Origin of the sequence: Mycobacterium sp. IS-836 (assembly GCF_001954275.1) — a bacterium.
GTDB lineage: Bacteria > Actinomycetota > Actinomycetes > Mycobacteriales > Mycobacteriaceae > Mycobacterium.
The window spans coordinates 40,172-64,292 of sequence record NZ_MBEU01000037.1; the positions used below are offsets into that span (position 1 = coordinate 40,172).

Below are 24,121 nucleotides of genomic sequence, written 5' to 3' on the forward strand. Positions count from 1 at the left end.
TGGCGTAAAGCTTTGCTTACGAGGGTTTTTCGTTCAAGTGTGCTGCGATTCTTCGACGAGCTGCAGGGCTTCGGGAACCGAATCGACGAGAGGCAAGCCGTGGTCGGCCACGACTCGGGTGAGCCGACGCAGCGTCGGACCGCCGACCATGTCGCACCGCAACCTGGCTTCTTGGTTTTCGTGATTGAGGATGATCAGCGCGCGAAGGCCGGCTACATCGAGAAACTCGAGGAGACGCAAATCAAGGATCAGAGGAACGTCCGGCCGCTCAATGCGGCGGATCGCCCGGGATACCAAGTCCGCGTTCGACGCGTCGATTTCGCCGCCGACGCGTACGACCGTCGCCGGGCCCCGCTCTTGAACACACAGTTGTGCCCCGGCACAGTCGATCAGCTCTGGTCTGTGGAGATCCGGTGCGGAGAAGACAAAGGCAGCCATGTGATTGCGCCCATCTAGGGTGGTGACGATAGCCCCGGGTGAACGGGGGCTGTGGACTCAACCTGAGGTAAAGCGTACGCCCGCGGCCGCACCGAGCGATGCCGAACCAGGCCGCGCAATTCGACGGCCGGGTGCGAACACCCTGCCGCACAGGCTATTCCGGGCTTGTTCGGCCTGCCCGAGCAGCCTAGGAGCCTTCGTTTCCTGGCTCGGGTCCACTGATCCGCTTCGTTTTTCGGCTTGCAGTCAGCTCATTGTTGAGTGTCGTATGTGGGCTCTGGCCATAGGTCTGCCGATAGAGCACCGCGAACCGGCCCGTGTGGGCAAAACCCCATCGCTGCGCAACCTCGGTAACGGTGGTCCCAGAACGGTCGCCGTTCATCAAGTCCTGGTGCGCGCGATGCAGCCGAACGCGACGCAGATACTCCGTCGGGGTGGTGTCGAGCCGCTGCCGGAAGAGGTATTGCACCGCTCGGGGCGTCAGATGCACGGCGGCCGCCACATCGCCGACGCCGACGTCACCGGCGGCGTGGCGATGGATGAATTTCACCGCGTCTTTCAGCGTTTCCGGCACCGCGGGGTCACTCAGCAGATCCTGCTGCAGGGTGACGTTCGACGGGTAGCATTCGAGCAGCGCCGTGGCCAGTAGGGGCGCCGCCGCCCCGGCGATCAACGGTTGGTGCACGGCATCCGACGAAGCAAGGGTGGCTATCACGTAATCCAGCGCTCGATGCCACGCGCGCACGGCGGCGCCCGAGCGTGGGCGCGAGCTGAGGAAGCGAATGTGCTGCGGTACCGGAGCAAGGCGGTCGGCGGCGACCTTGCGCAGCGCGTCGGCGCCGACGGTGACAACGTCGAAGCGGGCGCCGTTCACGTGCACCACGCAGGACATGCCGTGGGCTATCAGCAGCGGAGAGTCCGCGATCGGCAGTGGACCACCCGTCACCGACAAAGATCCCGCGCGGGGCTGGATCACGAGAACGGAGTCGGCGGGTGGAATCTTGCACGCCATCCGACCCTTAATCATCACCTCGTCGAAAGTCAGTTCAGCCGCTTCGCACCGCCGATGGGCGACGGTCGAGCCCCGAGCGAGGCCCGTAATCAGCCAGCCGGGTTTGTAGGCGTCGGCGAAGAATCGAGTCGCCGCAACGGGATCGCCGGTGCGGAATTGCTCGTACCTGACGGCAGCCGGGGCGTGCATGGCGCCGGGATCCGCGTCATGGGCGCGGGCCGGACCGGCATGATCTGCGTTGTGCAGGTCGACGTGAACCGCGCTGAACTCACCGGCTGAGCCCGGGACGGGGCCGGAGGCTACGTTTTCGGTGATGCTCGTCATTGTATGGCTCGGCATCGGGCCTAACAAAGACTACTCCGCGCAGCGCCCATCGCGTCACCGAACGGCTGTCGGCTGCAACGATCGGGTCGGCGACTGTTCGGAACCGAGCTGCCGGTATATGTTCAGCGCGTCGAGCGCGACCCGGTCCCAGGTGAAGCGCGACAATACTCTGCAGCGACCCGCCGCACCCATACTCTGGCACCGAAACTCTTGTGCCAAAAGGCTTCTCAACGTCGCAGCCAAGTCGTTGGGGTGGTCCAACATCAACCCGGTTACTGAATCAACGACCACGTCGGCCAGGACACCGACCGGCAAGGCGACCACCGCCACCCCGCTGGCCATGGCCGCTAACGCGGGCGTTGCCCGCGGTGGCTGCCGAGGTGTGCACGCGAGAACATCGGCGGATCGCACCATCATCGATAGCTCGGCACCGGACACGGTACCGACGAATCGCACCCGGTCGGCCACGCCCAATTCTGCGGCAAGACGTTTCAGACCATTGCGCGCCTTGGTGTGGGTACGGTCGGTGACACGGTCGGTGACACGGTCGGTGATATCTGTCTCCGCGACGACAAGCTCGGTATCCGGAACCCTTGGCATCGCGCCAATCGCGAGGTCGAAGCCGTTGCCCGGCAACGGGTTCGGCGCCATACATAGGACACGATGCAGGTTGGTGCGGCCCAGCACCGGACCCACCGAGGTGTACTGCTCGACGTCGACGCCGCTCGTCAGGACGGACACCCGCGCCCGACCATGCCGCACCCTGGCCAGCGCGGAGACGTCGGCGCTGCTCTCGACGGTCACCCAGTTCGCATTGCGCGCCAAGAGCGGCTCGATACGTTCGCGCTCGGTGACCCGAGCTACCTTGCGCTTGCCCCCGGCGGATTGCGGACACGACACCAGGGGCCCGAACGTCTGAACGGTCGGTAGGTTTTGTCGCCGTGCGGCCAGCTGAGCCGCCAGCCCGCCCAGCCATCCGTACGCGTGCACGATGTCCGGTCGATCCGCGGACCATAGCCGCTCGAGTGTGGCCGCCCACTCACCGACGAATGGCAACAGGGCGGCATCTTTGCCCACGCTCGCGGGGCCGACCCTCAGCCCGACGGCCCGATAGCCCCAATCGGCGCCGACTTCTCCCGTGGGTCGATCCGCTTGCCGAAGGTAGGCCGTGGCGTGCTCCCCCTGGGCCGCAAGCGCGGTACACAGCCGCCTCGTGTCGTCACCGATGAAGTCGTCGCCTCCGACGATCGCGATCTTCACCGCAGACTCCCTTCCGGGCTCGGGGATCCCTTCGGGCGCCGTTGACCCGCCAACACGCGCAATAAATCCGTACCCAGCACCCGCTGTCGACGAAACTCGGCGTCCCTGGTGCTTCGTCTGTTGTCCCGCACGCTTCGGATTGTGGATACAACGCAGGCTGGAAAAGGGGCCGAAGGGGCGCTTCGCCGCCGGGACTGCCGTATACCGCTAATGGGTGGACACTGGATAGATGGCGACCCAAGCCACGGCTGTTGAGCTGGTGGTTCTGCTGGCCTCAGCGGGCGGCCTGGATGCGTTGTCCGTGGTGCTCCATGATCTGCTGCCCGAGTTTCCCGCCGCGGTCGTCGTGCAACAGCATCTCGGCGGGTCTGCCAGTGTGCTGCCCACGATCCTGGCCAGGTCAACCGAGCATCGGGTGGACTGGGCGTCCGACGGCGAGCCGCTCGAACCGGGGCAGGTGATCGTGTGCCCGCCGGAAATGCACATGGAACTGGAGGCCGACGGTTCCTGCCGCCTGCACAAAGTGCGGGAGCGCGGCGACCGGCCCTTCGACGCGCTGTTGACCTCGGTGGCCCGCTCGTATGGTGCGCGGGGGTTAGCTGTGGTGTTGTCGGGCTCCGGCCGCGACGGGGCGGAGGGCACGGCGGCGATGAAGCGAGTCGGCGCCATCGTGATCGCGCAGAGCCCCGACACCGCCGACTACCCCTCGATGCCGATGGCCGCGGCTGAAGCCGGCGCCGACCTGGTGCTACCGATCCATGAGATCGGTGCAGTCCTGGCCGACGTCGTCGGAGGCGCGCCGCTGCCCCGGCGAGGTGGCTCGGGTAGCGGCTCCGACAGGGTCGACCACGCTGCCGAAACGAGTCAAGAGAGCGACCCGACGCCCAGCAGCGAGACACGCCAGCCCCCCAACAGCCCGGCCGCCCGCGCCGAAACCGCCCGGCTGCGAGCGACCGAACTGCGGCGCAGACGCGAGGAGCTGGCCGCGGGCCTCGGCCCCAGCGCGGAGACGGTAGCGGTTGCGCGGCGCAGGGTCCAAGAGTCGTTGCGCCGCGCGCAACTGGCGCACCAAGCCGCCTCACGCGCGGCGGCGGAGTGGGGACGCTGACTAGTCGGCCAAAGACGTGGCGGCGATGCTAGCCCACAACCTCCATCAGTAGCAGCGCCCCGCGGACGTCTTCCCCAGCCGAGCGGAACGGCGTGCAGGTGACCCGGACTTGCGCGGGTCGGCCGCGCCGGTTGACCGCGTCCACCACCGTCTGGCTGGAGGTATCGGAGTCGACAAACGCGTTGCCGATCAGCGGACGCACCGTGTCGATGGGCAAGCCGATGTCCAGCCCTGTCAATTTCGACCCCGTCGTCTCGTCGGCGCGCAGGCCCCACAGGTCCTCGCACCCGCGGTTCCACACGACCACCCTCATTTCACGGTCCACCACGACCATTCCCAGCTGGACGGAGTTGATCAGCGAATCCAGGAAGTTCTTGGCGTCGTCGAGTTCCACGCTGCGTTCGCGCAGCGTTTCGTTGATGGTGTGCAGTTCGTCGTTCGTGGACTGCAACTCCTCGTTCATCGTCTCGAGTTCTTCGTTGGTGGACTGCAATTCCTCGTTGGTGGTCTCGAGCTCCTCGACGGTGGACTGCAATTCCTCGTTGGTCGTCTCGAGCTCCTCGTTGGTGGATTGCAGCTCTTCGTAGGCCGCCTCGAGCTGGCGGTTGGTCTGCACGACCTTGTCCAGCAGCGCGCGCGTCGCGGTGACGTCGAAGAACACGATGGAAACCCCGAGCAGGCCGTTTTCGGCGTCGACGAGCGGGTTGATATGGATCTCGAACCACACCGTTTCGGCGCCTGGCCGTTGCCATTTGACGTCGGGGATCCGCGCCGAACGCCGCTCCACCTTGGCCTGCTCCAGGTAAGCCCGCAGCTCGACCGGACGATACGACACTTCCAGGTCGCGCAGCAGCCGGCCGATGTCCCGAGCCGACAGGCCGAAGATGCTCTCCGCCTGCTGGTTGATCATCGCCACGGTGTCTTCGCCGGTGACCACGATCTGCGCAACCGGGCTGGCCCGAAACGCCAAGTCGCGCACCGTGGTCAGGCCCGGTAGCTCGCCGTGCCGGTCGTAGAATGCCGCGGCCGGATCGTAGCGTTCTAGCCCGTTGTGGGTCCCCGCTGCCTTGCGAAAGATCCGGTTCTTCAGGTCCAGCGGGGTAAACCGGTCACCGTGGCTCAGCAGCATCTCGGCGTGGCCGAGAAAGAGCGTGCCCTGTGGTCCCAGCGCAAAATGTAGGCGCCCCAAGACGTTTCGTTGTGTCTCCGCATTGAGGTACATCAGGGTATTACGGCATACCAGCAAGTCGACGCGGGAGATCGGCGCGTCCTTGACGAGGTCGTTGCGACCGAATATCACCGCGCGGCGCAAATCTTTGTGAAATATGTAGCGGCCGTTGAGCTGCTCGAAATAGCGCGCCAACAGATCCTGCGGCACCGACTCGACGGCCCTGGAGTCGTAGGAGGCGGTGCGCGCCTCGGCGAGCGCCTCCTCGTCGATGTCCGTGGCGTAGATCTTGACCCGCTGCCGGAACGCGTCGGGACCCAGCGCTTCCGCCAGTAGCATCGCCAACGTGTAGGCCTCCTGCCCGGACGCGCATCCCGCGCTCCACACCCGAATCGGGTCGTCGGGGCCGCGCTCGGCCATCATCCGCGGGATGACCTCGGCGCTGATGAATTCCCACGCCTCCGGATCCCGGAAGAACGCGGTGACGTTGATGAGGATGGTGTTGAACAGCGAGGCGAATTCGTCCGAGCTGGCCTGCAAAACGTCGAGGTATTCCTCGAACGAGGTGTATCCGGCCTGATCCATCCGGTGACGGACGCGCCGCATCAGCGAGGTCCGCTTGTAGCCGGTGAAGTCGAAGCCGCGGGAATCGCGCATGTAGCGCAACAAGGCCTCGAAGGCTTCGTCAGTGGTGCCGTCCATTCGGTCCCGTTTCGAAGAGAGCGTCTGCCGGAGGACTAGAACACTACTCGCGACGTCAGAACTTATTTTCGCGACCGACGACGGCCCATACCGTCTTGCCCGACGCCGTCGGTGTGCTTCGCCAGGCACGACACAGCGCGGAAACGATCGCCAGCCCGGACACGATATCGGCGCCTCGATCGGGATCCTCGTGCCGGGCCGCCTGCCGGTCACTGCCGTCCTCGACGGCGACCGTGACGCTGTCCTTGTGGGACTCGACGATCAGGACCGGCGCGCTGTCGGTGTGGGCGAGGACGTTTTCGACGAAGACTGTCGCTACCGTGGCCGCCGCCGGAATCAGCTCACGCTTGTCCCACTTGGTGAGCCAATCGGTAACCATCGCGCGGGCAAGGCCGACACTGATCCTGCTGTCGGGAAGCTGGGTGCGCGCCCGCCGCCGCACGGGTAACGACCGATCGCGGACGGCGTCCAGCGCCGACTGCCGGGTCGGGTGCACGGGGACATACCGCGACACGCCCGTGGCGGTGATGGCCCGCACCGATCGCCGCGATTCGCACACCACCAGGATCGGCACATCCGGCCAGACACTGACGTGCCAGCGAGCACTGGTGAATACCGACCACGCGGATCCGGATGGCACCCATAAGTTGTTGACGTCGACGATCACGGCGCGGGGCTCGTCGAGCGCGGCCTTGATGATGGCGTCGCGCAAGCCACGGTAGGTAGCGCCGTCCAACACGCCGGTGACCGTCACGTAGGCCACGTCGTCGCAGCGTTCCACGTCAACCCTGATGGGCTCGGTGAATTCAGCCCGCGGCGTCACCGACATCACCCGACCGGGGGGCGCTGGCCGATAGCCGCTGGCCGAGGACCGTCAGGGCACCTTCGGTTTCCGCGGCCAGCGCGGTATACCGCGCGTAGAGCGGTCCGTGCCCGACGTTGTCGGCGAGTTGCCTGGCCAGCCTCGCCTTTTCCTGCAAGCTGCGCAGGGCGACCCACAGCGCGTTCTCGACTTCGTTGTCGCGGGCGGTCAGCAGCGAGTCGGGTGTCCATGCGTGACCCACGCGGCAGCGGAAGTGACCCTCGCCGATCGAAACCAACGACCCGTTGCAGTCCGGGCACGTGTACCCCGATGCCGGACCCAGTTCCTGGGTATCGAAGTTGGTGGAGAATCGGCGCGTCATGGCGATGCGGTTCTCGAGCTCCATCCGAGCGTCGGGCTCCATGTTCGGCTCCTTGATCTCAAGCTGCGAAAGCTTTTTGAGCATTTCGCCCATGTCGGCCGCCGCCGCCAGGTGGTCCAGCACGCCCGCTTCGCGCGCCTTGGCCGGCAGCGCCGGAAAAAGTGCGTCGTCGAGCGACTGGCCGATCGTCTTGCCGCCGCGCGAGCGGATCGCTGCCAGCCCCAGTACACCGTCGTCGAGCACACCAGACATGAGGATCCCGACGACACGGGGACCGAACGCCAATGCAACCGAGCGGAACAATGCGTTGATCGCCGGCCGATGTCCGTTCTCGGTCGGTCCCTGCGACAGCACCACGCGATGGTCGGCGACCAGCAGATGGCGATCCGGGCGCGCGACATAGATGTGTCCCGATTGCAGGCACGCCCCGTCCTCGGCCGTCGCGGCGGGCAGCGGCCCACTGCGGTCGATGATGCGCGCGAGGATGCTCGGTGCACCGGGGGGAATGTGCAAAGCCATCAAGTACGCGTAGGGCAGATCGGTCGGCAATCCGGCGGCCAGATTCGACAGTGCTTCGACACCCCCCGCCGATGCACCGATCGCCACTACGCCACTGACGCCATTGAGGTCGCCGTTTACCTCGGTCGCCTGTATCACCACTCTCGACTACCCCCCTCAAGGGTAGGCAACCGCGGAGCCGGTGGATAGATGCGTGGACAGATGCGCGGGCCACCGTTTGCGCCGGTTGATCAGTGGTACCCAAAACCGGATAGCCCGCGCCGTGATGTAGCCGTGAGGCAGGAGGGAACCCATGGGCAGCGACCACACGTCCGATCCGAAGCAGCGCGATCTGGAACCGTCCCGCTTCCGTCGCGATACCGGATACCTGACCACCCAGCAGGGTGTCCGCGTCGACGACACCGATGACTCGCTGACGGTCGGCGAGCGGGGACCGACGCTGCTGGAGGATTTCCACGCCCGGGAGAAGATCACCCACTTCGACCACGAGCGCATACCGGAGCGAGTGGTGCACGCGCGGGGCGCCGGCGCGTACGGCTTCTTCGAACCGTACGACGACTGGCTGGCCGAGTACACCGCGGCGAAATTTCTGACCACACCCGGAACCCAGACCCCGGTCTTCGTCCGCTTCTCGACGGTGGCCGGGTCGCGCGGTTCGGCCGACACCGTCCGCGACGTGCGCGGCTTTGCCACCAAATTCTATACAGCACAAGGCAATTACGATCTTGTCGGAAACAACTTTCCGGTCTTCTTCATCCAGGATGGGATCAAGTTTCCCGACTTCGTGCACGCCGTCAAACCCGAGCCGCACAACGAGATTCCGCAGGCGCAGTCGGCGCACGACACGTTGTGGGACTTCGTCTCGCTGCAGCCCGAAACGCTGCACACGATCATGTGGCTGATGTCGGACCGGGCGCTACCGCGCAGCTACCGGATGATGCAGGGCTTCGGAGTGCACACGTTCCGGCTGGTAAACGCCAGCGGTGAAGGCACTTTCGTGAAGTTCCATTGGAAGCCGCGGCTCGGCGTGCACTCATTGATCTGGGATGAATGTCAGAAGGTCGCCGGCAAAGACCCCGATTACAACCGCCGCGACCTGTGGGAGGCCATCGAGTCGGGCCAGTACCCGGAATGGGAACTCGGTGTGCAGCTCGTGGCCGAGGCCGACGAGTTCAAGTTCGACTTCGACCTTCTCGACGCCACGAAAATCATTCCCGAGGAACAGGTTCCGGTTCGCCCCGTGGGGAAGATGGTGCTGAACCGCAACCCGGACAACTTTTTCGCCGAAACCGAACAGGTGGCGTTTCACACCGCGAACGTGGTACCGGGGATCGACTTCACCAACGATCCGTTGTTGCAGTTCCGCAACTTCTCCTACCTCGACACCCAGCTGATCCGTCTCGGCGGTCCCAATTTTGCGCAACTGCCGGTCAATCGGCCGGTAGCCGAGGTGCTCAATAACCAGCAGGACGGCTACGGTCAGCACAGGATCCCACAGGGCCGATCGAGCTACTACAAGAACACCTTGGGTAGCGGGTGTCCCGCGCTGGCCAATGACGACGTCTTCCGGCACTACACCCAGCGAATGGACGGCGCCGCGATGCGCAAGCGCGCCAAGTCTTTTGAAAATCACTACAGTCAGGCGCGAATGTTCTGGAAGAGCATGTCGGCGGTCGAGGCCGAACACATCGTCGCCGCGTTCGCCTTTGAACTCGGCAAGGTCGAGGTCCCCGACATCCGGTCGGCGGTGGTGGGCCAACTCGCCCACATCGATCACGAGCTGGCGGGGCAGGTCGCGGCCAAGCTCGGGCTCCCCGAGCCGGAGCGCCAGCAGGTCGACGACGTGCCGGAGTCGCCGGCGCTGTCCCAGCTCACCGACGTCCCCGACACGATCGCCTCGCGCAAGATCGCGGTGCTGGCCGCCGACGGCGTGGACGTCGTCGGGACGCAGCGCTTTAAGGAGCTCATGCAGCAGCGCGGCGCGATGGTTGAAGTGCTGGCCCCGGTTGCCGGCGGAACTTTGGAGGGCGGATCGGGCGGCGAACTTCCCGTCGACCGCGCTTTCACCACCATGGCGTCCGTCCTGTACGACGCCGTCGTGGTGGCCTGCGGACCGCGCTCGGTGTCGACCCTCGCCAACGACGGGTACGCCGTGCACTTCGTGGTCGAGGCATACAAGCACCTCAAGCCGGTGGGTGCGTTCGGCGCCGGCATCGACCTGCTCCGCGCGGCGAACATTGAGAACCGGCTCGCCGATGACAACCCCGCGGATGACAACAGCGTCGTGAGCGATCAAGCCGTCGTGACCACCACGGCGGCCGCCGACGAATTTCCCGAGGAGTTCGTCGACGAATTCGCCGCAGCCCTGGCCCAACACCGCTGCTGGCAACGACAGACGGACCCCGTCCCCGCATAGCACAGGAGGTTTATCGTGCCCAGATCGTCGATCAAGAACGAAAAGATGTACCAGGAGCTACGCAAACAGGGCGACTCCAAAGAGAAAGCCGCGCGGATCTCCAACGCGGCCGCCAGCCGGGGCAAGTCGTCGGTGGGCCGCAAGGGCGGCAAGTCCGGGTCCTACGCCGACTGGACGGTACCGGAATTGAAGAAGCGGGCCAAAGAGCTTGGTATGTCGGGGTATTCGGGCCTGACGAAGGACAAACTGGTCGCCAAGCTGCGTAACCACTGAGTCCGCGGCTGAGTCGCTGAGATCTAGTCGAATCTAGTCGGTGAGCCCCAGCCGCTCGGCCAGCACCAAGAATGCGACCGCGTAGTCGTTGTCGGCGGTCCGTGATCTGATGCGATCCCAGTCCAGCCGTTCGCGGATCGCCCGCACGGCCGGCAGCAGCTTCGCGAAATCGCAGTGGTGCTCGTTGAGCGCGCGCAACTTCTGGATAACCACCAGGGTCGGCGGCAGCACCGGCATCGATATCGCCAACACGTCGCGCTGCTCGGCGCAGTCCAGGGTGGCCCGATCCACCGGCACGCCGTTCACCCGGTGCAACACATCCACGACCGTGCCTCCGGTGCGGGCCTTGAACAGCCAGTCCTCCGGCGGGTGTTCGACGGCGAATCCGGCGTCGTTCAAGGTCGCGACGGCGGCCGCCGCATCGGCCTCGGCGACCACCAGATCCACATCGTGGCTGGGTTCGGGTGCGCCGTATGCCCATAGCGCGTAGCTGCCCGCCAGCGCGAAACGCGGCCCATTCTCTTTGAGTGCCGACGCCGCGCCACGCAGCGCCTCGCGCAACCGCGCACAGTCGGCGGACACGTGTGCGCCAGTCTGAACGGCATCCGTCTGAATGGGGTTCATCGTGGATAGGTGATACCCGCCGGCCAGCGTCCGCAACCCGTTTAAGCGTCGTTTAGGCGTCGGCCAAATGGGCAATCGACCAGGTATGTCAGTGCAAAGATCGGCGTCGGGTGACCGCGCGTGACTGCGGGCCTCGTGCAGCACTGGCTGGAGTCGGGACGACTCGAGTTGCCGCTGCCCGCGTCGGGCCGTACCGCTGAGCGCTGGCAAGGCCTGGCGGGCCTCGCCGAAGAGGACATCGCGGCGGCCCGGATCGCCGAGACCCACGTCGACGCCGTCGCAATATTGGACGAATTGGGCGGCAAGCCACCGGAATCGGGCCAGCTATGGGCCGTCTGGGCGGCCGAATCCCCCGACGCGGTGCTGACGGCCACCAAGATCAGCCGCGGGGCGTTCACGCTGAACGGCACCAAGGTGTGGTGCCAGGGAGCAGGGTTCTGCACCAATGCGCTCGTGACCGCGCGCCTCGACGACGGAAGGCGGGGACTGTTCGCGGTAGCGGTCCTCGACCATGCCGTCAAAGCGCTGCCCAGCACGTGGTGGAACGCCGGGATGGCCGGCAGCGACACCCGGCCGGTCCAGTTCACCAACGCCCACGCCGTCGCGGTGGGCGACCCCGGTGACTACCAGAACCGCCCCGGCTTCTGGCACGCCGCGATCGGCGTGGCCGCGTGCTGGCTCGGCGGCGCGCGCCGGGTCGCCGAACCGCTATACCGTTGCGCCGGAAGCAAATCGGCTGACGCCTACTCACTGGCCCATCTGGGTGCGGTGGACGCCGCACTGGCCGCCGGCGACGCAATGCTGGCCACCGCGGCAGCCCAGATCGACGACGACCCATTCGACCGGGCCGGCACCGCACAACTGCTGGCCCGCCGCGTGCGAAGCATCGTCGAACACGCGGCCGACGAAGCCATCACCCGCACCGGGCGCGCCCTGGGACCGGGCCCGCTGTGTCAGGACGGCCGGCACGCCCAACGGGTGGCCGATTTGAGCATCTATATCCGACAGAGTCACGCCGAGCGAGATCTTGCCGAGCTCGGACGACTCGCCGGCGACCACCGCTGGGGAACGACCGACGACCAGGTGAGGACCACGTGAGAGCGACCGTGACGACCATTGCGACAAGCAATTGCACGCGGTTTGCCGCCAGGCCGCTGACCCGCGGCGGCACCCCGGTGCCAATCTGGCTCGCTGCCCTCGACCGGGGTGCCCCGCCGCCACTGGATCTGACCGAATGCCCCGGCCTTATCGTCGTCGCACCCCATCCCGACGATGAGACGCTCGGCCTGGGCGCAACCATCGCGCAATTGGCCGCCTCGGGCACCGACGTCCAGGTGGTGTCGGTCAGCGACGGCGGCGCAGTCCGGCCCGACGCGTCGCGGTCCGAACGGCTCCGTCTGGCAGCGATACAGAAATACGAATTACGCAGGGCAACGGGCATTTTGGGGCTCCCTCCGCCGATATCACTGGGCCTGCCCGACGGCCGTATCGCCGACCACGAGGGCGGGCTCACCGAGACGCTGGTCAACATCCTCGCCGATGCCCGGCCCGGGACATGGTGTGCCGCCACGTGGCGCGGCGACGGCCACCCCGACCACGAGGCAGCCGGGCGCGCTGCCGCGGCGGCGTGTGCGCGCACGGGTGCCACGCTGCTGGAGTATCCGGTCTGGATGTGGCACTGGGCTAACCCCGCCGATCCTGCGGTGCCGTGGAACCGGGCATATTCGGTGCCCGTGCCCGCGTGGGCTCTCAGCCGTAAACGCCTTGCGGCGCATTGCTTTCGCAGCCAACTCCAGGCGGGAAACGCAGACTCGGCACCCGTATTGCCGGCATTCGTCCTCGCGCGGCTCCTGGCGGTCGGGGAACTGGTGTTCCGATGAACGCGCGATGTGCAAGTGACGGCACCAGGGACCGATGTGCCGGTGACAGCATCAAGGACCTATGCGCGTAGCGACCTTCAACATCCTGCATGGTCGCACGGTCGGCGATGGCGTTGATCCGCAACGGCTACGCGACTGCGTGCGCCGGCTTGATCCCGACGTGTTGGCGTTGCAGGAGGTCGACTTCGAGCAGCCGCGCTCGGAGCGGGCCGACCTCACCGCGGTGGCGGCCCAAGCGATGGGAGCGGTGGAGCACCGGTTTGTCGCCGCTATCTCGGGCACCCCTGGGGCGACCTGGATGGCCGCCACGGGCCGCGAACAACCCGGGACCGCGGCATACGGAATCGCCCTGCTGTCAAGGTATCCGGTGGACAGCTGGCAGGTGCTGCGCCTGCCGCGGATTCCGATGCGCTTTCCCATGTACCTGCCGGGACCCAGGCGGGTGATGATCGTCGATGAAGAACCGCGGGCGGCGGTCATCGCACGGCTGCGCACCCCGCGGGGCGCTCTGACGGTGGCCAACACGCACTTGTCTTTCGTACCCGGCTGGAATCGGCGTCAGCTGCGCCGGCTGATCCGCGACCTGCGCGGCTTTCCCGGTCCGCGGCTGCTGATGGGAGACCTGAACATGACGCCCCAGGCAGTCCGGCGTTGGTCGGGAATGCGGACGTTGGCGGTGGCCCCGACCTTTCCCGCGGATGCGCCCGGCCGCCAGCTCGACCACATCCTTACCGACGACAATCGCTTGCGGGCCGATGCCGCCGAGGCGGAGCTGATGCCGATATCCGACCATCGCCCACTGGTGGTCGACCTCAGATCGCGGTGAGTCCGCGTTGAACGCGGTCGATGTCGTCCGGTAACGGCATCTCGTTGGTGACCCTGGTGATCTCCACCCCGACATCGACCCGGAAATCGGCGCTACCGACGGGTCGCGGTTCTGGCGCGAATTTACTTATGACAGACCGGATCTCGTCGTCCGATGCTCGTCGCGGCAGCAGGGCCAGCAGCGGCACATAACCCACGGCCGGCGTCCCGCTCGAGTAACCGGCACGGAGAAAAGCGACAATGCGCGCCACCCGGTCGCCCATGCTCATTTTGCCGGGATAGCCCGGCAAAACCGTTTGAAACGCAGCCGTTTGAGCGCAGCCGTTCACGAAACGAAAGTCCACAAAACGAAGAGGCCCGGTCCCCCAACGGAACCGGGCCTCTCGTTCGTTCGAAACTACTGGTTTTCCTTTTGCCGTTCCTCGGCGGCCTTTGCGCCGGCGCGGGCGGATTCGGCTTCGGCTTCCTTCTTGCCCGCATCGCGCTGGGCGTCGGCCTTGTCTTGCTGCGCCTGACCCTCTTCGACGACGTCGTCGCGGCCGGCCAGGGTTCCGCCAACCTCTTTCGCCTTACCCTTAACGCCTTCAACGGCGCCCTTGACGGCTTCTTGTGCTCCGCTCTTGTGATCGCCCATGTTTCGACCTCCCTTTCGGTGGTTGCTGAGCTTGCGCCCATCTGGATGCGGATCGGCCTGATCAGCTGGCACGCACCGCGGCCTTCTTTGGCTCCTCGGTTTGTTAGCTGCCGGGCTAATCAACGCGTCCGCGTATATCGGCTTCCCGCGCCGCGGCCCGCCAAACGCGCCCACCGCATCGCGAACAATTTCGCCTGGTCGACCCGCAGGTGTCACGAGTCACTGGAGTCCCCCAACGAATCAAGTTGCGCGGCTAGCACTCCGGCGGACAAGCGGCGAAATTTATCCGCGGAGCCCTGTTTGAATGCCCTAATCCGGGGTACAAGCCGTGAGCCAACGAAGGGGGTGTGAAACGACCAACGTCGCCGTCATCGGAGCGACCGGCACGGCCGGGTCCCGCGTCACCGCCAGGCTGAAAGGCCGCGGTGTCGCGGTGATCGAGCTCGCCCGCGCCCACGGCGTCGACCTGATCTCCGGGTGCGGTCTGGCCGAGGCGCTTGAGGGAGTCGACGTCGTCATCGACGTGTCCGATCCGGTGCCGGATGGCGATGACGGCGACATCATCGACGCCCTGGCGACCGCGTCGCACAACCTGATCGGTGCGTGCGCCTTGCAAGGAGTCCAGCGGCTGGTGGCGTTGACGCTTGCCGGCATCGACGACCCCACGCTCGATGCGTCCCCCTACTACGTGGCCAAACGCGCGGCCAAGGAGATCGTGCTGGACGGTCCAGTGCCGGCGACGATCGTGAAGTCCACGCAGTACCACGAGTTCGCCACCCACCCAGCGGCCGTGAGCTGCGAGGACGACGAGGTGCTGGTCGAGGACTGGCTGATACAACCCATCGCCGCCGACACCGTCGCCGATGTGCTGGTCGAGGCCGCTCTGGGTCAAACCCGCGCACCGCGAACCATCACCGGCCCGCAAGACATCCGACTTCCCGAACTCACGTCGAAACTGCTCGCATCGCAGGGCGATGACCGTCCCGTGCGCACCGTGCAACCGGCCCTGACGGCCCTGGCCGGCGGCGCGTTGCTGGCACCGAACCACGCGATGGTTCTCGGCCCCGACATCGAAACGTGGCTGGACACGATGGCAACGGATGGCGCGGCGAAGGGTTCGGTCAACGCCTAGCGGAGCAAAACACTACAGCCGATTCGGGTCACAGCTTTATTACGATCGAGATCACGATCCGCTAAGAAGACCGCGGTTTGTCTGAGAGTTTGGCCATTCGCTTAGCACATCAGCATCAATTTGTCCGTCTGATCCGTCTAATCACACAGCCGGGTGAAAGGAAGCGATCGGCGTTGATTGTGCGTCGACGTTGGGCCTACTCGCTTCGGCTACTTTGGATTTCGGGCCTCGGGAGCCCCGCGCGAAGCAACGAGAAATCGAAGCAACGAGAAATCGAAGCAACGAGAAATCAACGCGAGAATTCGAAGGACGATCACCGATCATGAAAATCAGCAGTAATCTCACGCGCCGGGTCACGCGCCGGGTCACGCGCCTGGTCGCGCGCCGCAGAGCGGCCGGTATCAGCGCCGGCTGTCTGCTCGGGGGCGTGGCCGCGAGCATGGCCGCAAGTATCGCCGCCGCACCGTCGGCGGCCGCAGCGCCCGACTGCAGCCCCGCCGGCGTCAACGCCACGGTCTCCTCGGTCACGGACTCGGCCCAGCAATACCTGGCCGGGCATCCGGGCGCTAACCAGGTGGTCATGGCCGCTTACGGGCAGCCACGCGCGCAGGCCGCATCCAACCTGCGCAACTACTTCACCGCGCACCCGCAGGAGTACTACGACCTGCGCGGCATCCTGGCACCGATCGGCGACACCGAGCGCCAGTGCAGCGTGACGGCGCTACCGCCGAATCTGGAGTCGGCCTATCAGGAGTTCATGGCCGGCTGACGCTCCCAGAAACGACCCGCCACCACCCCTGTGGCGGGTCGTTCTGCGTCACCGCTAAACCGACCCCGTGTGAACAGCTCGCCGGGTGGGTAATTGTCCAGCCAGACAACGGGACTGGACGGCGACTGGAGGCCAGGATGCGGCTGCGTCGCAGCGAGCTCAGTAAGCCGGGGATCACGCGTAAGCGCCGCGGCAAGGGTTTCGCCTACTTCGGGACGGATGGCGAGCCGCTGACTGACGAGCGCACCCTGCAGCGGATCAAAGACCTCGTGATCCCGCCGGCGTGGAAGAAAGTGTGGATCTCACCGCACCCCAATGGCCATATACAGGCCGTGGGCACCGACGCCGCCGGCCGCCGCCAGTATCTCTACCACACGGCCTGGCAGCAGGAACGTGCCGAGGAGAAGTTCGACCGCGTCCTGGAACTGTCCACGCAGTTGCCGGCCTGGCGCGAGCGTGTGGCCGCGGACCTCGCGGGTCGGGGGCTGACGCGTGAGCGGGTGCTGGCTCTCGCCCTGCGCCTGCTTGATCGTGGCTACTTTCGGGCCGGCGGCGAGCAGTACGCCGAGGAGCACGAGTCCTACGGGATCGCCACCCTGTTGTGCGAGCACGTGACGGTGCGTCGCGAGGCGGTCGAATTCGACTACCCCGCCAAAAGCGGGGTGCGGCGAACCCTGGAAATCGAGGACCCCGCGGTGGTCCGTGCGGTGCGGGCACTGACGCGCCGCACCGAGCGAACCGAGCGATTGCTGGTGTGCCGTAGCGCATCCGGATGGATAGACGTGCGCGCCGACGACCTCAACGCCCGGTTCAAGGAGCTCGTCGGCGACGAATACACCGTCAAGGATCTGCGGACCTGGCATGGGACCGTACTGGCCGCCGCGGCGTTCGCCGACGCTGACCCTGCCGTCTCGCAGCGGGTGGCCAAGCGCGTCGAGGCCGCGGTCATGCGGGAGGTCGCCGAGGAACTGGGCAATACGCCGGCGGTTGCCCGCGGCTCCTATGTAGATCCGCGCGTCGTCACCGGCTACCGGCAGGGGCAGACCATCGCCGCGGCTGCCGGCCGCGCCGCTCGCGCCCGCCGACCCGAGGCGGTCCAGGAAATCCTGGAGCGGGCCACCCGCGCGCTGATTCGCCGAGTAGCCAAGGGCGACAGCGCATCTGGTTTGGCGGCCCTGCCCAAGAGCGCGTGAGCTGGCGAGCCGCCACGCGATTCCACAACCGTTGTCGTAAAAAATCGGGTCGGCGACGCATAACGACGAAAAATCCGGGTATGACGTGATCCGTGGGGAGTGTTAAAGCCGCGCGCTCGAACCGGACCGCGAATCAGACCGTCGTGGTGACTGGCGCCAGCGGGGGGATCGGGCGCGCCACCGCCACGGCATTCGGAGCGCGGGGCGCGCACGTCGGCCTGGTAGCCCGCGGCGAGAAAGGACTGAGCGCCGCGGCCCGCGACGTCGAAGCCGCTGGCGGCAAAGCGTGTGTGATACCCACCGACGTCGCCGACCCGGAGCAGTGCGAGGCCGCCGCGGAGGAGGTCGAGCGGACCTTCGGGCCCATCGACGTCTGGGTGAACGTCGCATTCACTTCGGTTTTTGCCCCGTTCTGGGAAATCACGCCCGCGGAGTTCCGGCGCGTGACCGAGGTGACCTACCTGGGCTTCGTGTACTGCACGATGGCCGCATTGAAGCGGATGAGGCCCCGCGACGCCGGCACCATCGTGCAGGTCGGGTCCGCCCTTGCCTATCGCGGCATCCCGCTGCAAAGCGCCTACTGCGGTGCCAAGCACGCGACACAGGGCTTCAACGAGGCGCTGCGATGCGAGCTGCTGCACGAACACAGCAACGTCCGCGTCACCATGGTTCAGATGCCGGCGGTCAACACCCCGCAGTTCTCCTGGGTGCTGTCGCGCTTACCCAAGCAGGCGCAGCCGGTTCCGCCGATCTATCAGCCCGAAATCCCGGCGCAAGCCGTGCTCTACGCCGCGGACCATCCGCAACGACGCGAGTATTGGGTGGGCGGCAGCACCGTCGGAACCCTGGCCGCCAACGCGATAGCGCCGGGCCTGCTAGACCGCTACCTCGCCCGCACCGGCTTCGACTCGCAGCAGACGGAGGATCCCCGACCGGCCGACCAGCCAGCCAACCTGTGGGAGCCCGCGGACGGCAGCGAAGGCCGGGACTACGGCGCACACGGCATTTTCGACGACACATCCACCAACCGCAGTTTCCAACTGTGGGGTTCCCAACACCACGGCCTCCTCGGCGGTACCGCAACGGCGGCGTTTGCCGCCGCGGCCGGGGCGGCGGTGCGCCGGTTACGACGATGGCGTCGGTAACCGGGCATACGCGGGTCCGAAATCTGAACTCTGCTGTCTAGGAGGGCTAGGAGGGAAACTATGTCCAAGCAAGAGGTCGGCGACTACCTGTTGGAACGGTTGCGGGCGTGGGGTGTTGAGCACGTCTTCGCCTATCCAGGGGACGGCATCAACGGAATCCTCGCCGCGTGGGGCCGAGCCGACAACAAGCCGATGTTCATCCAGTCGCGCCACGAGGAGATGAGCGCTTTCGAAGCAGTCGGGTACGCGAAGTTCACCGGCCGTGTCGGCGTGTGCATGGCCACGTCGGGGCCCGGCGCGATCCATCTGCTCAACGGCCTCTACGACGCCAAACTCGACCACGTTCCGGTGGTCGCCATCGTCGGGCAGACCAACCGCAGCGCCATGGGCGGGTCCTACCAACAGGAGGTCGACCTGCTCAGCCTGTACAAAGACGTCGCCAGCGACTACGTCCAAATGGTCACCGTGCCAGAACAATTGCCCAACGTCCTGGACCGCGCCATCCGGGTCGCGCTGACCGAGCGCACCACGACCGCGCTGATCATCCCGGCCGATGTGCAGGAACTCGAATATTCGCCACCCAGCCACGCCTTCAAGATGGTGCCCTCGAGTTTGGGCATCGAATGGCCGGCCATCTCCCCCGACGACGAGGCCATCACACGCGCGGCCGAGGTTCTCAACGAGGGCACGAAGGTCGCCATGCTGGTTGGCCAGGGCGCGCGCGAGGCGCGGGACGAGCTCGTCGAAGTAGCCGAGCTACTCGGCGCCGGCGCGGCCAAGGCGCTACTGGGCAAGGATGTGCTTCCCGACGACTTACCTTGGGTCACAGGGGCTATCGGATTGCTCGGCACCCGCCCCAGCTACGAGCTCATGCGCGACTGCGATGCGTTGCTGACCGTGGGATCCAGCTTCCCTTACACCCAATTCATGCCCCAGTTCGGGCAAGCCAAAGCGGTGCAGATCGACGTCGACGGCCGGATGATCGGGATGCGCTACCCGTATTCGATCAACATCGTCGCCGACGCGAAGTCCGCACTGCGGGCGCTGATTCCCAAGCTGCGGCGCAAGGAGGACCGGTCCTGGCGCGAGGGCATCGAGGCGAACGTGACCCGGTGGTGGGAAACCATGGACATGGAGGCCAAGGTCGGCGCACACCCGATCAACCCGCTGCGGCTTTTCTCGGAGCTCTCCCCGCAGCTGCCCGACAACGTCATCGTCTCAGCCGATTCCGGCTCCGCGGCCAACTGGTATGCGCGAAACCTGAGGTTCCGCGGGAACATGCGGGGTTCGCTCTCGGGCAACCTCGCCACAATGGGCCCCGGTGTCCCGTACGCGATCGGCGCGAAATTCGCTCACCCAGACCGGCCGGTCATCGCGTTCGCCGGGGACGGCGCCATGCAGATGAACGGAATGGCCGAACTGATCACGATCAAACGGTACTGGCACGAGTGGGACGATCCACGCCTGATCGTCGCGGTCCTGCACAACAATGACCTCAACCAGGTCACCTGGGAAATGCGTGCCATGGCCGGCGCACCGAAATTCGTTGAGTCCCAAGCGCTTCCCGATGTCGATTTCGCGGCGTTTGCGGCCAGCCTCGGTCTCAACGCCTTGTCCGTCAAGGACCCCGAGGAACTCGGCGACGCGTGGCGGGAGGCGCTCTCGGCCGACCGTCCGACCGTGCTGGACGTCTTTACCGACCCCGACATGCCGCCGATCCCGCCGCACGCCACCTGGGAACAGTTCAAGGCGGCCAGCGCCGCGGTGCTCGGTGGTGACGAAGACCGCAAGGGCTTCGTTAAGGTGGGCCTCAAAGCCAAGGCTCAAGAGTTCCTGCCGCACAAGAAGAGTTGACCCGTGAAGAGCCGCACGCCGACGCTGTTCGAAGCGGTGGCCGCCGACCTCCGCGCCGAGGTTGACGGGGAAATCCGGTTCGATCCCGGCTCACGTGCGGCCTACTCCACCGATGCGTCCAATTACCGGCAGGTGCCCATCGGCGTGGTGGTGCCGCGCACGGTGGAGGCCGGAGCTAAGACCATCGACGTGTGCCGCCGCCACAACCTGCCCGTGTTGTCCCGTGGCGGCGGCACCAGCCTGGCCGGGCAATGCTGTAACGCGGCGGTGGTCATCGACTGGACCAAGTACTGCACCCGGATCGGCTCCGTGGACACCGAGGCGGGAATCGCGGTGGTGGAGCCGGGCATCAAGCTCGATGTGCTGAACGACCAGCTGGAGTCATCGGGGTGGATGGTGGGCCCCAAACCGTCCACCCATGTCAGCTGCGCGATCGGCGGCATGATCGGCAACAACTCCTGCGGTTCCACCGCCCAGGAGTACGGCAAGATGGTCGATTCGGTGCGCCGCCTCGAGGTGGTGACCTACGACGGGCTCCGGATGTGGGTTGGTCAGACGGACGACGACGAGTACAACCGGATACTCGATGCGGGCGGCCGGCGCGCGGAGATCTATCGCGGACTCAAGGCGCTCGCCGAAAGATATGCCGACGACATCCGGTCGCGCTATCCCAAAATCCCGAGGCGGGTTTCGGGGTACAACCTGGATTCGTTGTTGCCGGAGAACGGCTTTCACGTCGCCAAGGCACTGGTCGGCTCGGAGAGCACCCTGGTCACGGTACTGCGGGCGGAGCTGCAGCTGGTTCGCATACCGCCGGCCGACGCGCTGGTGGTCATGGGCTTCGACGACGTCGCCTCGGCCGCCGACGCGGTCCCGGCCGTGCTCGAGCATGGCCCGGCGGCCCTGGAGGGCCTGGATCATCGGCTGGTCGAACTCGAGCACTCACAGAAGCTGGCCGAGCAGGCGCTGCGCCAGCTGCCCGACGGCAACGCCTGGCTGATGGTGCAGATCAACGGTGACAACCAGGACGATGCCGACCGCAAGGCCAAGTCGATGATCGACGCTTTGCACAAAGTGCCGCACAAGGGCGTCACCGTCCTCGACGACCCGACCCGCAAGAAGGAAGTCTGGGCCGCCCGGGAGGCCGGGCTGGGTGCCACCGCGTATCCGCCCAACGAACCCGAGACCCACGAGGGATGGGAAGACGCCGCGGTGCCGCCGGACCGGCTGGGTGATTACCTGCGGGATTTCCGCGAGCTGCTCGAGCGCTACGACTACGCAACCGCCTCGCTGTATGGCCATTTCGGCCAGGGCTGCGTGCACACCCGCATCCCCTTCGTGTTGCGCACCGCGGCGGGCATCGCCAAATACCGTTCCTTCGTGGAAGATTCGGCGCGGCTGGTCGTGAAATACGGCGGCTCGCTGTCGGGCGAACACGGCGACGGCCAATCGCGCGGCGAGCTGTTGCCGATGATGTTCGGCGAGCGCGTGGTGACCGCGTTCGAGCAGACCAAGGCCCTGTTCGATCCGGACAACCGGATGAACCCGGGCAAGGTCGTGCACCCGTACAAACTCGACGAAAACCTGCGCTTCGGCGTCGATTACCGCCCCGCCGAGCCGGATGTCATGTTCGCCTACCCTGACGACGACCACCGCTTCTCGCGCGCCGCCGCGCGCTGCGTGGGCGTCGGCAAGTGCCGCGGCCACGAATCGGGCGTGATGTGCCCCAGCTACCGCGCGACCCAGGAGGAGGAGCACGCCACCCGGGGCCGGGCCCGGCTGCTGTTCGAGATGGTGCAGGGCATGGACGGCGGGGGCACAGCGGGAAGGGGAGTCATCACCGACGGCTGGCGCTCCACCGCGGTGCACGACGCGCTCGATCTATGCCTGGCCTGCAAGGGTTGTCGCAGCGACTGTCCGGTCGACGTCGACATGGCCACCTACAAGGCGGAGTTCCTGTTCCATCACTACCGGCGTCGGCTGCGGCCGATGGCGCACTACTCGATGGGCTGGATCCCGCTGTGGGCCCGGCTGGCCGCGACCGCGCCGGGCCCGCTCAATGCCGTGACACACGCGCGCGGGCTCTCGACGCTGGTCAAGAAGGCCGGCGGAATCGACCCGCATCGCGAGCTGCCGCGCTTCGCCGACGAGAGGTTCACCCGTTGGTTCTCCCGCCGCCGACGGGACGCCGGTGAGCCGCCACGCGGACGGGTGGTGCTCTGGCCGGACAGCTTCGTCAATAACTTCGAACCCGAGGTGGGACAAGCCGCCGTCGCCGTGCTGGAATCGGCGGGCTTCGCCGTCGACGTTCCGCAACGAACCGTCTGCTGCGGGCTGACCTGGATCTCGACGGGTCAGCTGAAGGTCGCCAAACGCGTTCTGCGCCGGACCCTTACGGCGCTGCGCCCGGCGCTGCGGACGAGCACGCCGGTGGTGGTGCTGGAACCCAGCTGCGCCGCGGTGTTCCGCTCCGACCTGCCCGAACTCCTTTTCGGCGACGAGGATGCGCACCGGCTGGCCAAGCAAACCTATACTCTCGGTGAGCTTTTGGCCCGCAAGGCGCCGGACTGGGAGCCACCCCAGATCGGCGCCCAGGCGGTGGTTCAGCAGCACTGCCATCAGCACGCGATATTGGGTTACAGCCACGACAAGCAGCTGCTCGTCGATGCCGGAGTGGACACCGACGTGCTCGACGCCGGATGTTGCGGTCTAGCGGGCAATTTCGGCTTCGAAAAAGGCCACTACGACGTGTCGGTAGCGTGCGCCGAAGACAAACTGATGCCCGCGCTGCGCGAAGCCGATCCCGAAGCACTGGTGCTGGCCGACGGGTTCAGTTGCCGCACCCAGATTCGCGAACTCTCCTCTGACCATAAGCCGATGCACCTCGCGCAGGTCATCGCCGCGGCGCTAGCCGCTCACGAGAGCGGCCCGCGCGCTACGCAAATCGTCAACGAATAGTCGATACGCCTCATCGCGCCGGTCGCTGCGATCACGCAGCACCGCCGACGGGTGCACGGTCGCAACCACGCTCGGTTCGGGGTCGAACTCCAGGTCACCCTCCGATGGGAGTGCCACCACGTGGCCGCGCTCGGTGGAGACTCGAAACGACGGTCCCATCAGTGCCTGCGCGGCGGTCGCCCCGAGACACAGGATTATCTGGGGACCCAGCGCCTCTATCTCCGCGATAAGCCACGGTCGGCACGCGACAACCTCGGTGCGACTGGGTTTCTGGTGTATCCGCCGCTTGCCGTCCTTGCGGGTGAACTTGAAATGTTTCACCGCGTTGGTCTGGTAGGTCATCCCCGCATCGATGTCGGCCTCGTCGAGCGCCCGGGCCAGCAATCGCCCCGCCGGACCGACGAACGGCAAACCCGCGCGGTCCTCCTGGTCGCCCGGTTGCTCACCGACCAACATGATCGGCGCTCCGGGGGGCCCATGACCGAAGACCGTTTGGGTCGCGTCCTGAAAAAGCGTGCAGCCTCGGCAATGTTCGGCCGCCGACTTCAACGAGTCGAGGCGACGGTCCTCGGGCAAATAGCGCGCCGCGCTCGTCGTCTTCGTCGTGCGCTTCGTGGTGGTCATGGGGTGGCCTCAAGCGCCTCAGCGGGAGTAGCCCAGGGACGTCATGCCCCTGGGCATACCCCTGCGGTACCGCCCGAAA

At 66.3% G+C, this 24,121-nt stretch carries 22 protein-coding genes; 12 read left to right on the forward strand and 10 right to left on the reverse strand.

Features of this window, described 5'->3' with window-relative positions; genetic code table 11:
- Nucleotides 1–33: 33 nt before the first annotated feature.
- The 3 genes from A5747_RS11290 to A5747_RS11300 all read right to left on the reverse strand — a co-directional run bounded on the left by A5747_RS11290 (nt 34) and on the right by A5747_RS11300 (nt 3,034).
- Nucleotides 34–438 carry an STAS domain-containing protein gene (locus A5747_RS11290; protein WP_076124066.1) on the reverse strand — a complete coding sequence of 135 codons (405 nt, stop codon included), beginning with the start codon at nt 436–438 and terminating at the stop codon, nt 34–36.
- Nucleotides 439–625: 187 nt separating this feature from the next.
- The gene (locus tag A5747_RS11295) at nt 626–1,774 is read right to left on the reverse strand and encodes a helix-turn-helix transcriptional regulator (RefSeq protein WP_076124069.1); all 1,149 of its coding nucleotides are present in this window, start codon (nt 1,772–1,774) and stop codon (nt 626–628) included.
- Between the two features lie 54 nt (nt 1,775–1,828).
- A complete protein-coding gene (locus tag A5747_RS11300) occupies nt 1,829–3,034 on the reverse strand; it encodes a glycosyltransferase (protein ID WP_076124071.1) in 1,206 nt (401 codons plus the stop codon).
- A 229-nt stretch (nt 3,035–3,263) separates the two neighbouring features.
- On the opposite strand from A5747_RS11300, the gene A5747_RS11305 reads away from it, so the two are divergent.
- The gene (locus tag A5747_RS11305; protein ID WP_076124074.1) at nt 3,264–4,142 is read left to right on the forward strand and encodes a chemotaxis protein CheB; all 879 of its coding nucleotides are present in this window, start codon (nt 3,264–3,266) and stop codon (nt 4,140–4,142) included.
- Nucleotides 4,143–4,170: 28 nt separating this feature from the next.
- Here the strand turns inward: A5747_RS11305 and A5747_RS11310 are convergent, their stop codons facing one another.
- From A5747_RS11310 to A5747_RS11320, 3 genes are read right to left on the reverse strand one after another with little or no spacing between them, the layout of a single operon-like run.
- Complete coding sequence (locus A5747_RS11310) at nt 4,171–6,012, reverse strand: CheR family methyltransferase (RefSeq protein WP_076124077.1); 1,842 nt, start codon at nt 6,010–6,012, stop codon at nt 4,171–4,173.
- A gap of 55 nt (nt 6,013–6,067) precedes the next feature.
- On the reverse strand, nt 6,068–6,835 hold the full coding sequence (locus A5747_RS11315) for an STAS domain-containing protein (RefSeq protein ID WP_369805059.1): 768 nt from the start codon (nt 6,833–6,835) through the stop codon (nt 6,068–6,070).
- On the reverse strand, nt 6,819–7,856 hold the full coding sequence (locus tag A5747_RS11320) for a chemotaxis protein CheB (RefSeq protein WP_076124083.1): 1,038 nt from the start codon (nt 7,854–7,856) through the stop codon (nt 6,819–6,821). The genes A5747_RS11315 and A5747_RS11320 overlap by 17 nt, the downstream gene beginning before the upstream one ends.
- A 151-nt stretch (nt 7,857–8,007) precedes the next feature.
- Here A5747_RS11320 and A5747_RS11325 point away from each other — a divergent pair, with 151 nt between their 5' ends.
- Nucleotides 8,008–10,131 (forward strand): catalase, encoded by a 2,124-nt coding sequence (locus tag A5747_RS11325; RefSeq protein ID WP_076124086.1) that lies wholly within the window; start codon nt 8,008–8,010, stop codon nt 10,129–10,131.
- 15 nt (nt 10,132–10,146) lie between these two features.
- Entirely contained in the window at nt 10,147–10,404 is a 258-nt protein-coding gene (locus A5747_RS11330) for a Rho termination factor (RefSeq protein WP_076124089.1), read from the forward strand.
- A gap of 33 nt (nt 10,405–10,437) precedes the next feature.
- Here the strand turns inward: A5747_RS11330 and A5747_RS11335 are convergent, their stop codons facing one another.
- Nucleotides 10,438–11,028 (reverse strand): nucleotidyltransferase, encoded by a 591-nt coding sequence (locus A5747_RS11335; RefSeq protein ID WP_076124092.1) that lies wholly within the window; start codon nt 11,026–11,028, stop codon nt 10,438–10,440.
- A gap of 120 nt (nt 11,029–11,148) precedes the next feature.
- Between A5747_RS11335 and A5747_RS11340 the strand changes: the two genes are divergently transcribed.
- The 3 genes from A5747_RS11340 (at nt 11,149) to A5747_RS11350 (ending at nt 13,734) form a co-directional block, all read left to right on the forward strand.
- On the forward strand, nt 11,149–12,126 hold the full coding sequence (locus A5747_RS11340) for an acyl-CoA dehydrogenase (protein WP_076124094.1): 978 nt from the start codon (nt 11,149–11,151) through the stop codon (nt 12,124–12,126).
- Between the two features lie 8 nt (nt 12,127–12,134).
- The gene (locus A5747_RS11345) at nt 12,135–12,908 is read left to right on the forward strand and encodes a PIG-L deacetylase family protein (RefSeq protein WP_076124097.1); all 774 of its coding nucleotides are present in this window, start codon (nt 12,135–12,137) and stop codon (nt 12,906–12,908) included.
- Between the two features lie 61 nt (nt 12,909–12,969).
- Complete coding sequence (locus tag A5747_RS11350) at nt 12,970–13,734, forward strand: endonuclease/exonuclease/phosphatase family protein (RefSeq protein ID WP_076124100.1); 765 nt, start codon at nt 12,970–12,972, stop codon at nt 13,732–13,734.
- Here A5747_RS11350 and A5747_RS11355 read toward each other — a convergent pair.
- Nucleotides 13,721–14,077 (reverse strand): DUF3349 domain-containing protein, encoded by a 357-nt coding sequence (locus tag A5747_RS11355; protein WP_369805060.1) that lies wholly within the window; start codon nt 14,075–14,077, stop codon nt 13,721–13,723. The genes A5747_RS11350 and A5747_RS11355 overlap by 14 nt on opposite strands.
- A gap of 53 nt (nt 14,078–14,130) precedes the next feature.
- The gene (locus A5747_RS11360) at nt 14,131–14,367 is read right to left on the reverse strand and encodes a CsbD family protein (RefSeq protein ID WP_076124102.1); all 237 of its coding nucleotides are present in this window, start codon (nt 14,365–14,367) and stop codon (nt 14,131–14,133) included.
- A 328-nt stretch (nt 14,368–14,695) separates the two neighbouring features.
- Between A5747_RS11360 and A5747_RS11365 the strand changes: the two genes are divergently transcribed.
- The 6 genes from A5747_RS11365 (at nt 14,696) to A5747_RS11390 (ending at nt 23,418) form a co-directional block, all read left to right on the forward strand.
- Complete coding sequence (locus tag A5747_RS11365; protein ID WP_076124105.1) at nt 14,696–15,499, forward strand: SDR family oxidoreductase; 804 nt, start codon at nt 14,696–14,698, stop codon at nt 15,497–15,499.
- A gap of 322 nt (nt 15,500–15,821) precedes the next feature.
- Nucleotides 15,822–16,268 carry a heme-binding protein gene (locus tag A5747_RS11370; RefSeq protein ID WP_076124107.1) on the forward strand — a complete coding sequence of 149 codons (447 nt, stop codon included), beginning with the start codon at nt 15,822–15,824 and terminating at the stop codon, nt 16,266–16,268.
- Between the two features lie 137 nt (nt 16,269–16,405).
- The gene (locus A5747_RS11375) at nt 16,406–17,461 is read left to right on the forward strand and encodes a DNA topoisomerase IB (protein ID WP_076124109.1); all 1,056 of its coding nucleotides are present in this window, start codon (nt 16,406–16,408) and stop codon (nt 17,459–17,461) included.
- Between the two features lie 92 nt (nt 17,462–17,553).
- Complete coding sequence (locus A5747_RS11380) at nt 17,554–18,606, forward strand: SDR family oxidoreductase (RefSeq protein ID WP_076124111.1); 1,053 nt, start codon at nt 17,554–17,556, stop codon at nt 18,604–18,606.
- A gap of 60 nt (nt 18,607–18,666) precedes the next feature.
- Complete coding sequence (locus A5747_RS11385; protein ID WP_076124114.1) at nt 18,667–20,460, forward strand: thiamine pyrophosphate-requiring protein; 1,794 nt, start codon at nt 18,667–18,669, stop codon at nt 20,458–20,460.
- Between the two features lie 3 nt (nt 20,461–20,463).
- Nucleotides 20,464–23,418: an FAD-binding and (Fe-S)-binding domain-containing protein gene (locus A5747_RS11390; protein ID WP_076124116.1), complete on the forward strand. Its 2,955-nt coding sequence runs from the start codon at nt 20,464–20,466 to the stop codon at nt 23,416–23,418.
- Here the strand turns inward: A5747_RS11390 and A5747_RS11395 are convergent.
- Nucleotides 23,368–24,042: a UdgX family uracil-DNA binding protein gene (locus A5747_RS11395; RefSeq protein ID WP_076124119.1), complete on the reverse strand. Its 675-nt coding sequence runs from the start codon at nt 24,040–24,042 to the stop codon at nt 23,368–23,370. The genes A5747_RS11390 and A5747_RS11395 overlap by 51 nt on opposite strands.
- Nucleotides 24,043–24,121 lie beyond the last annotated feature (79 nt).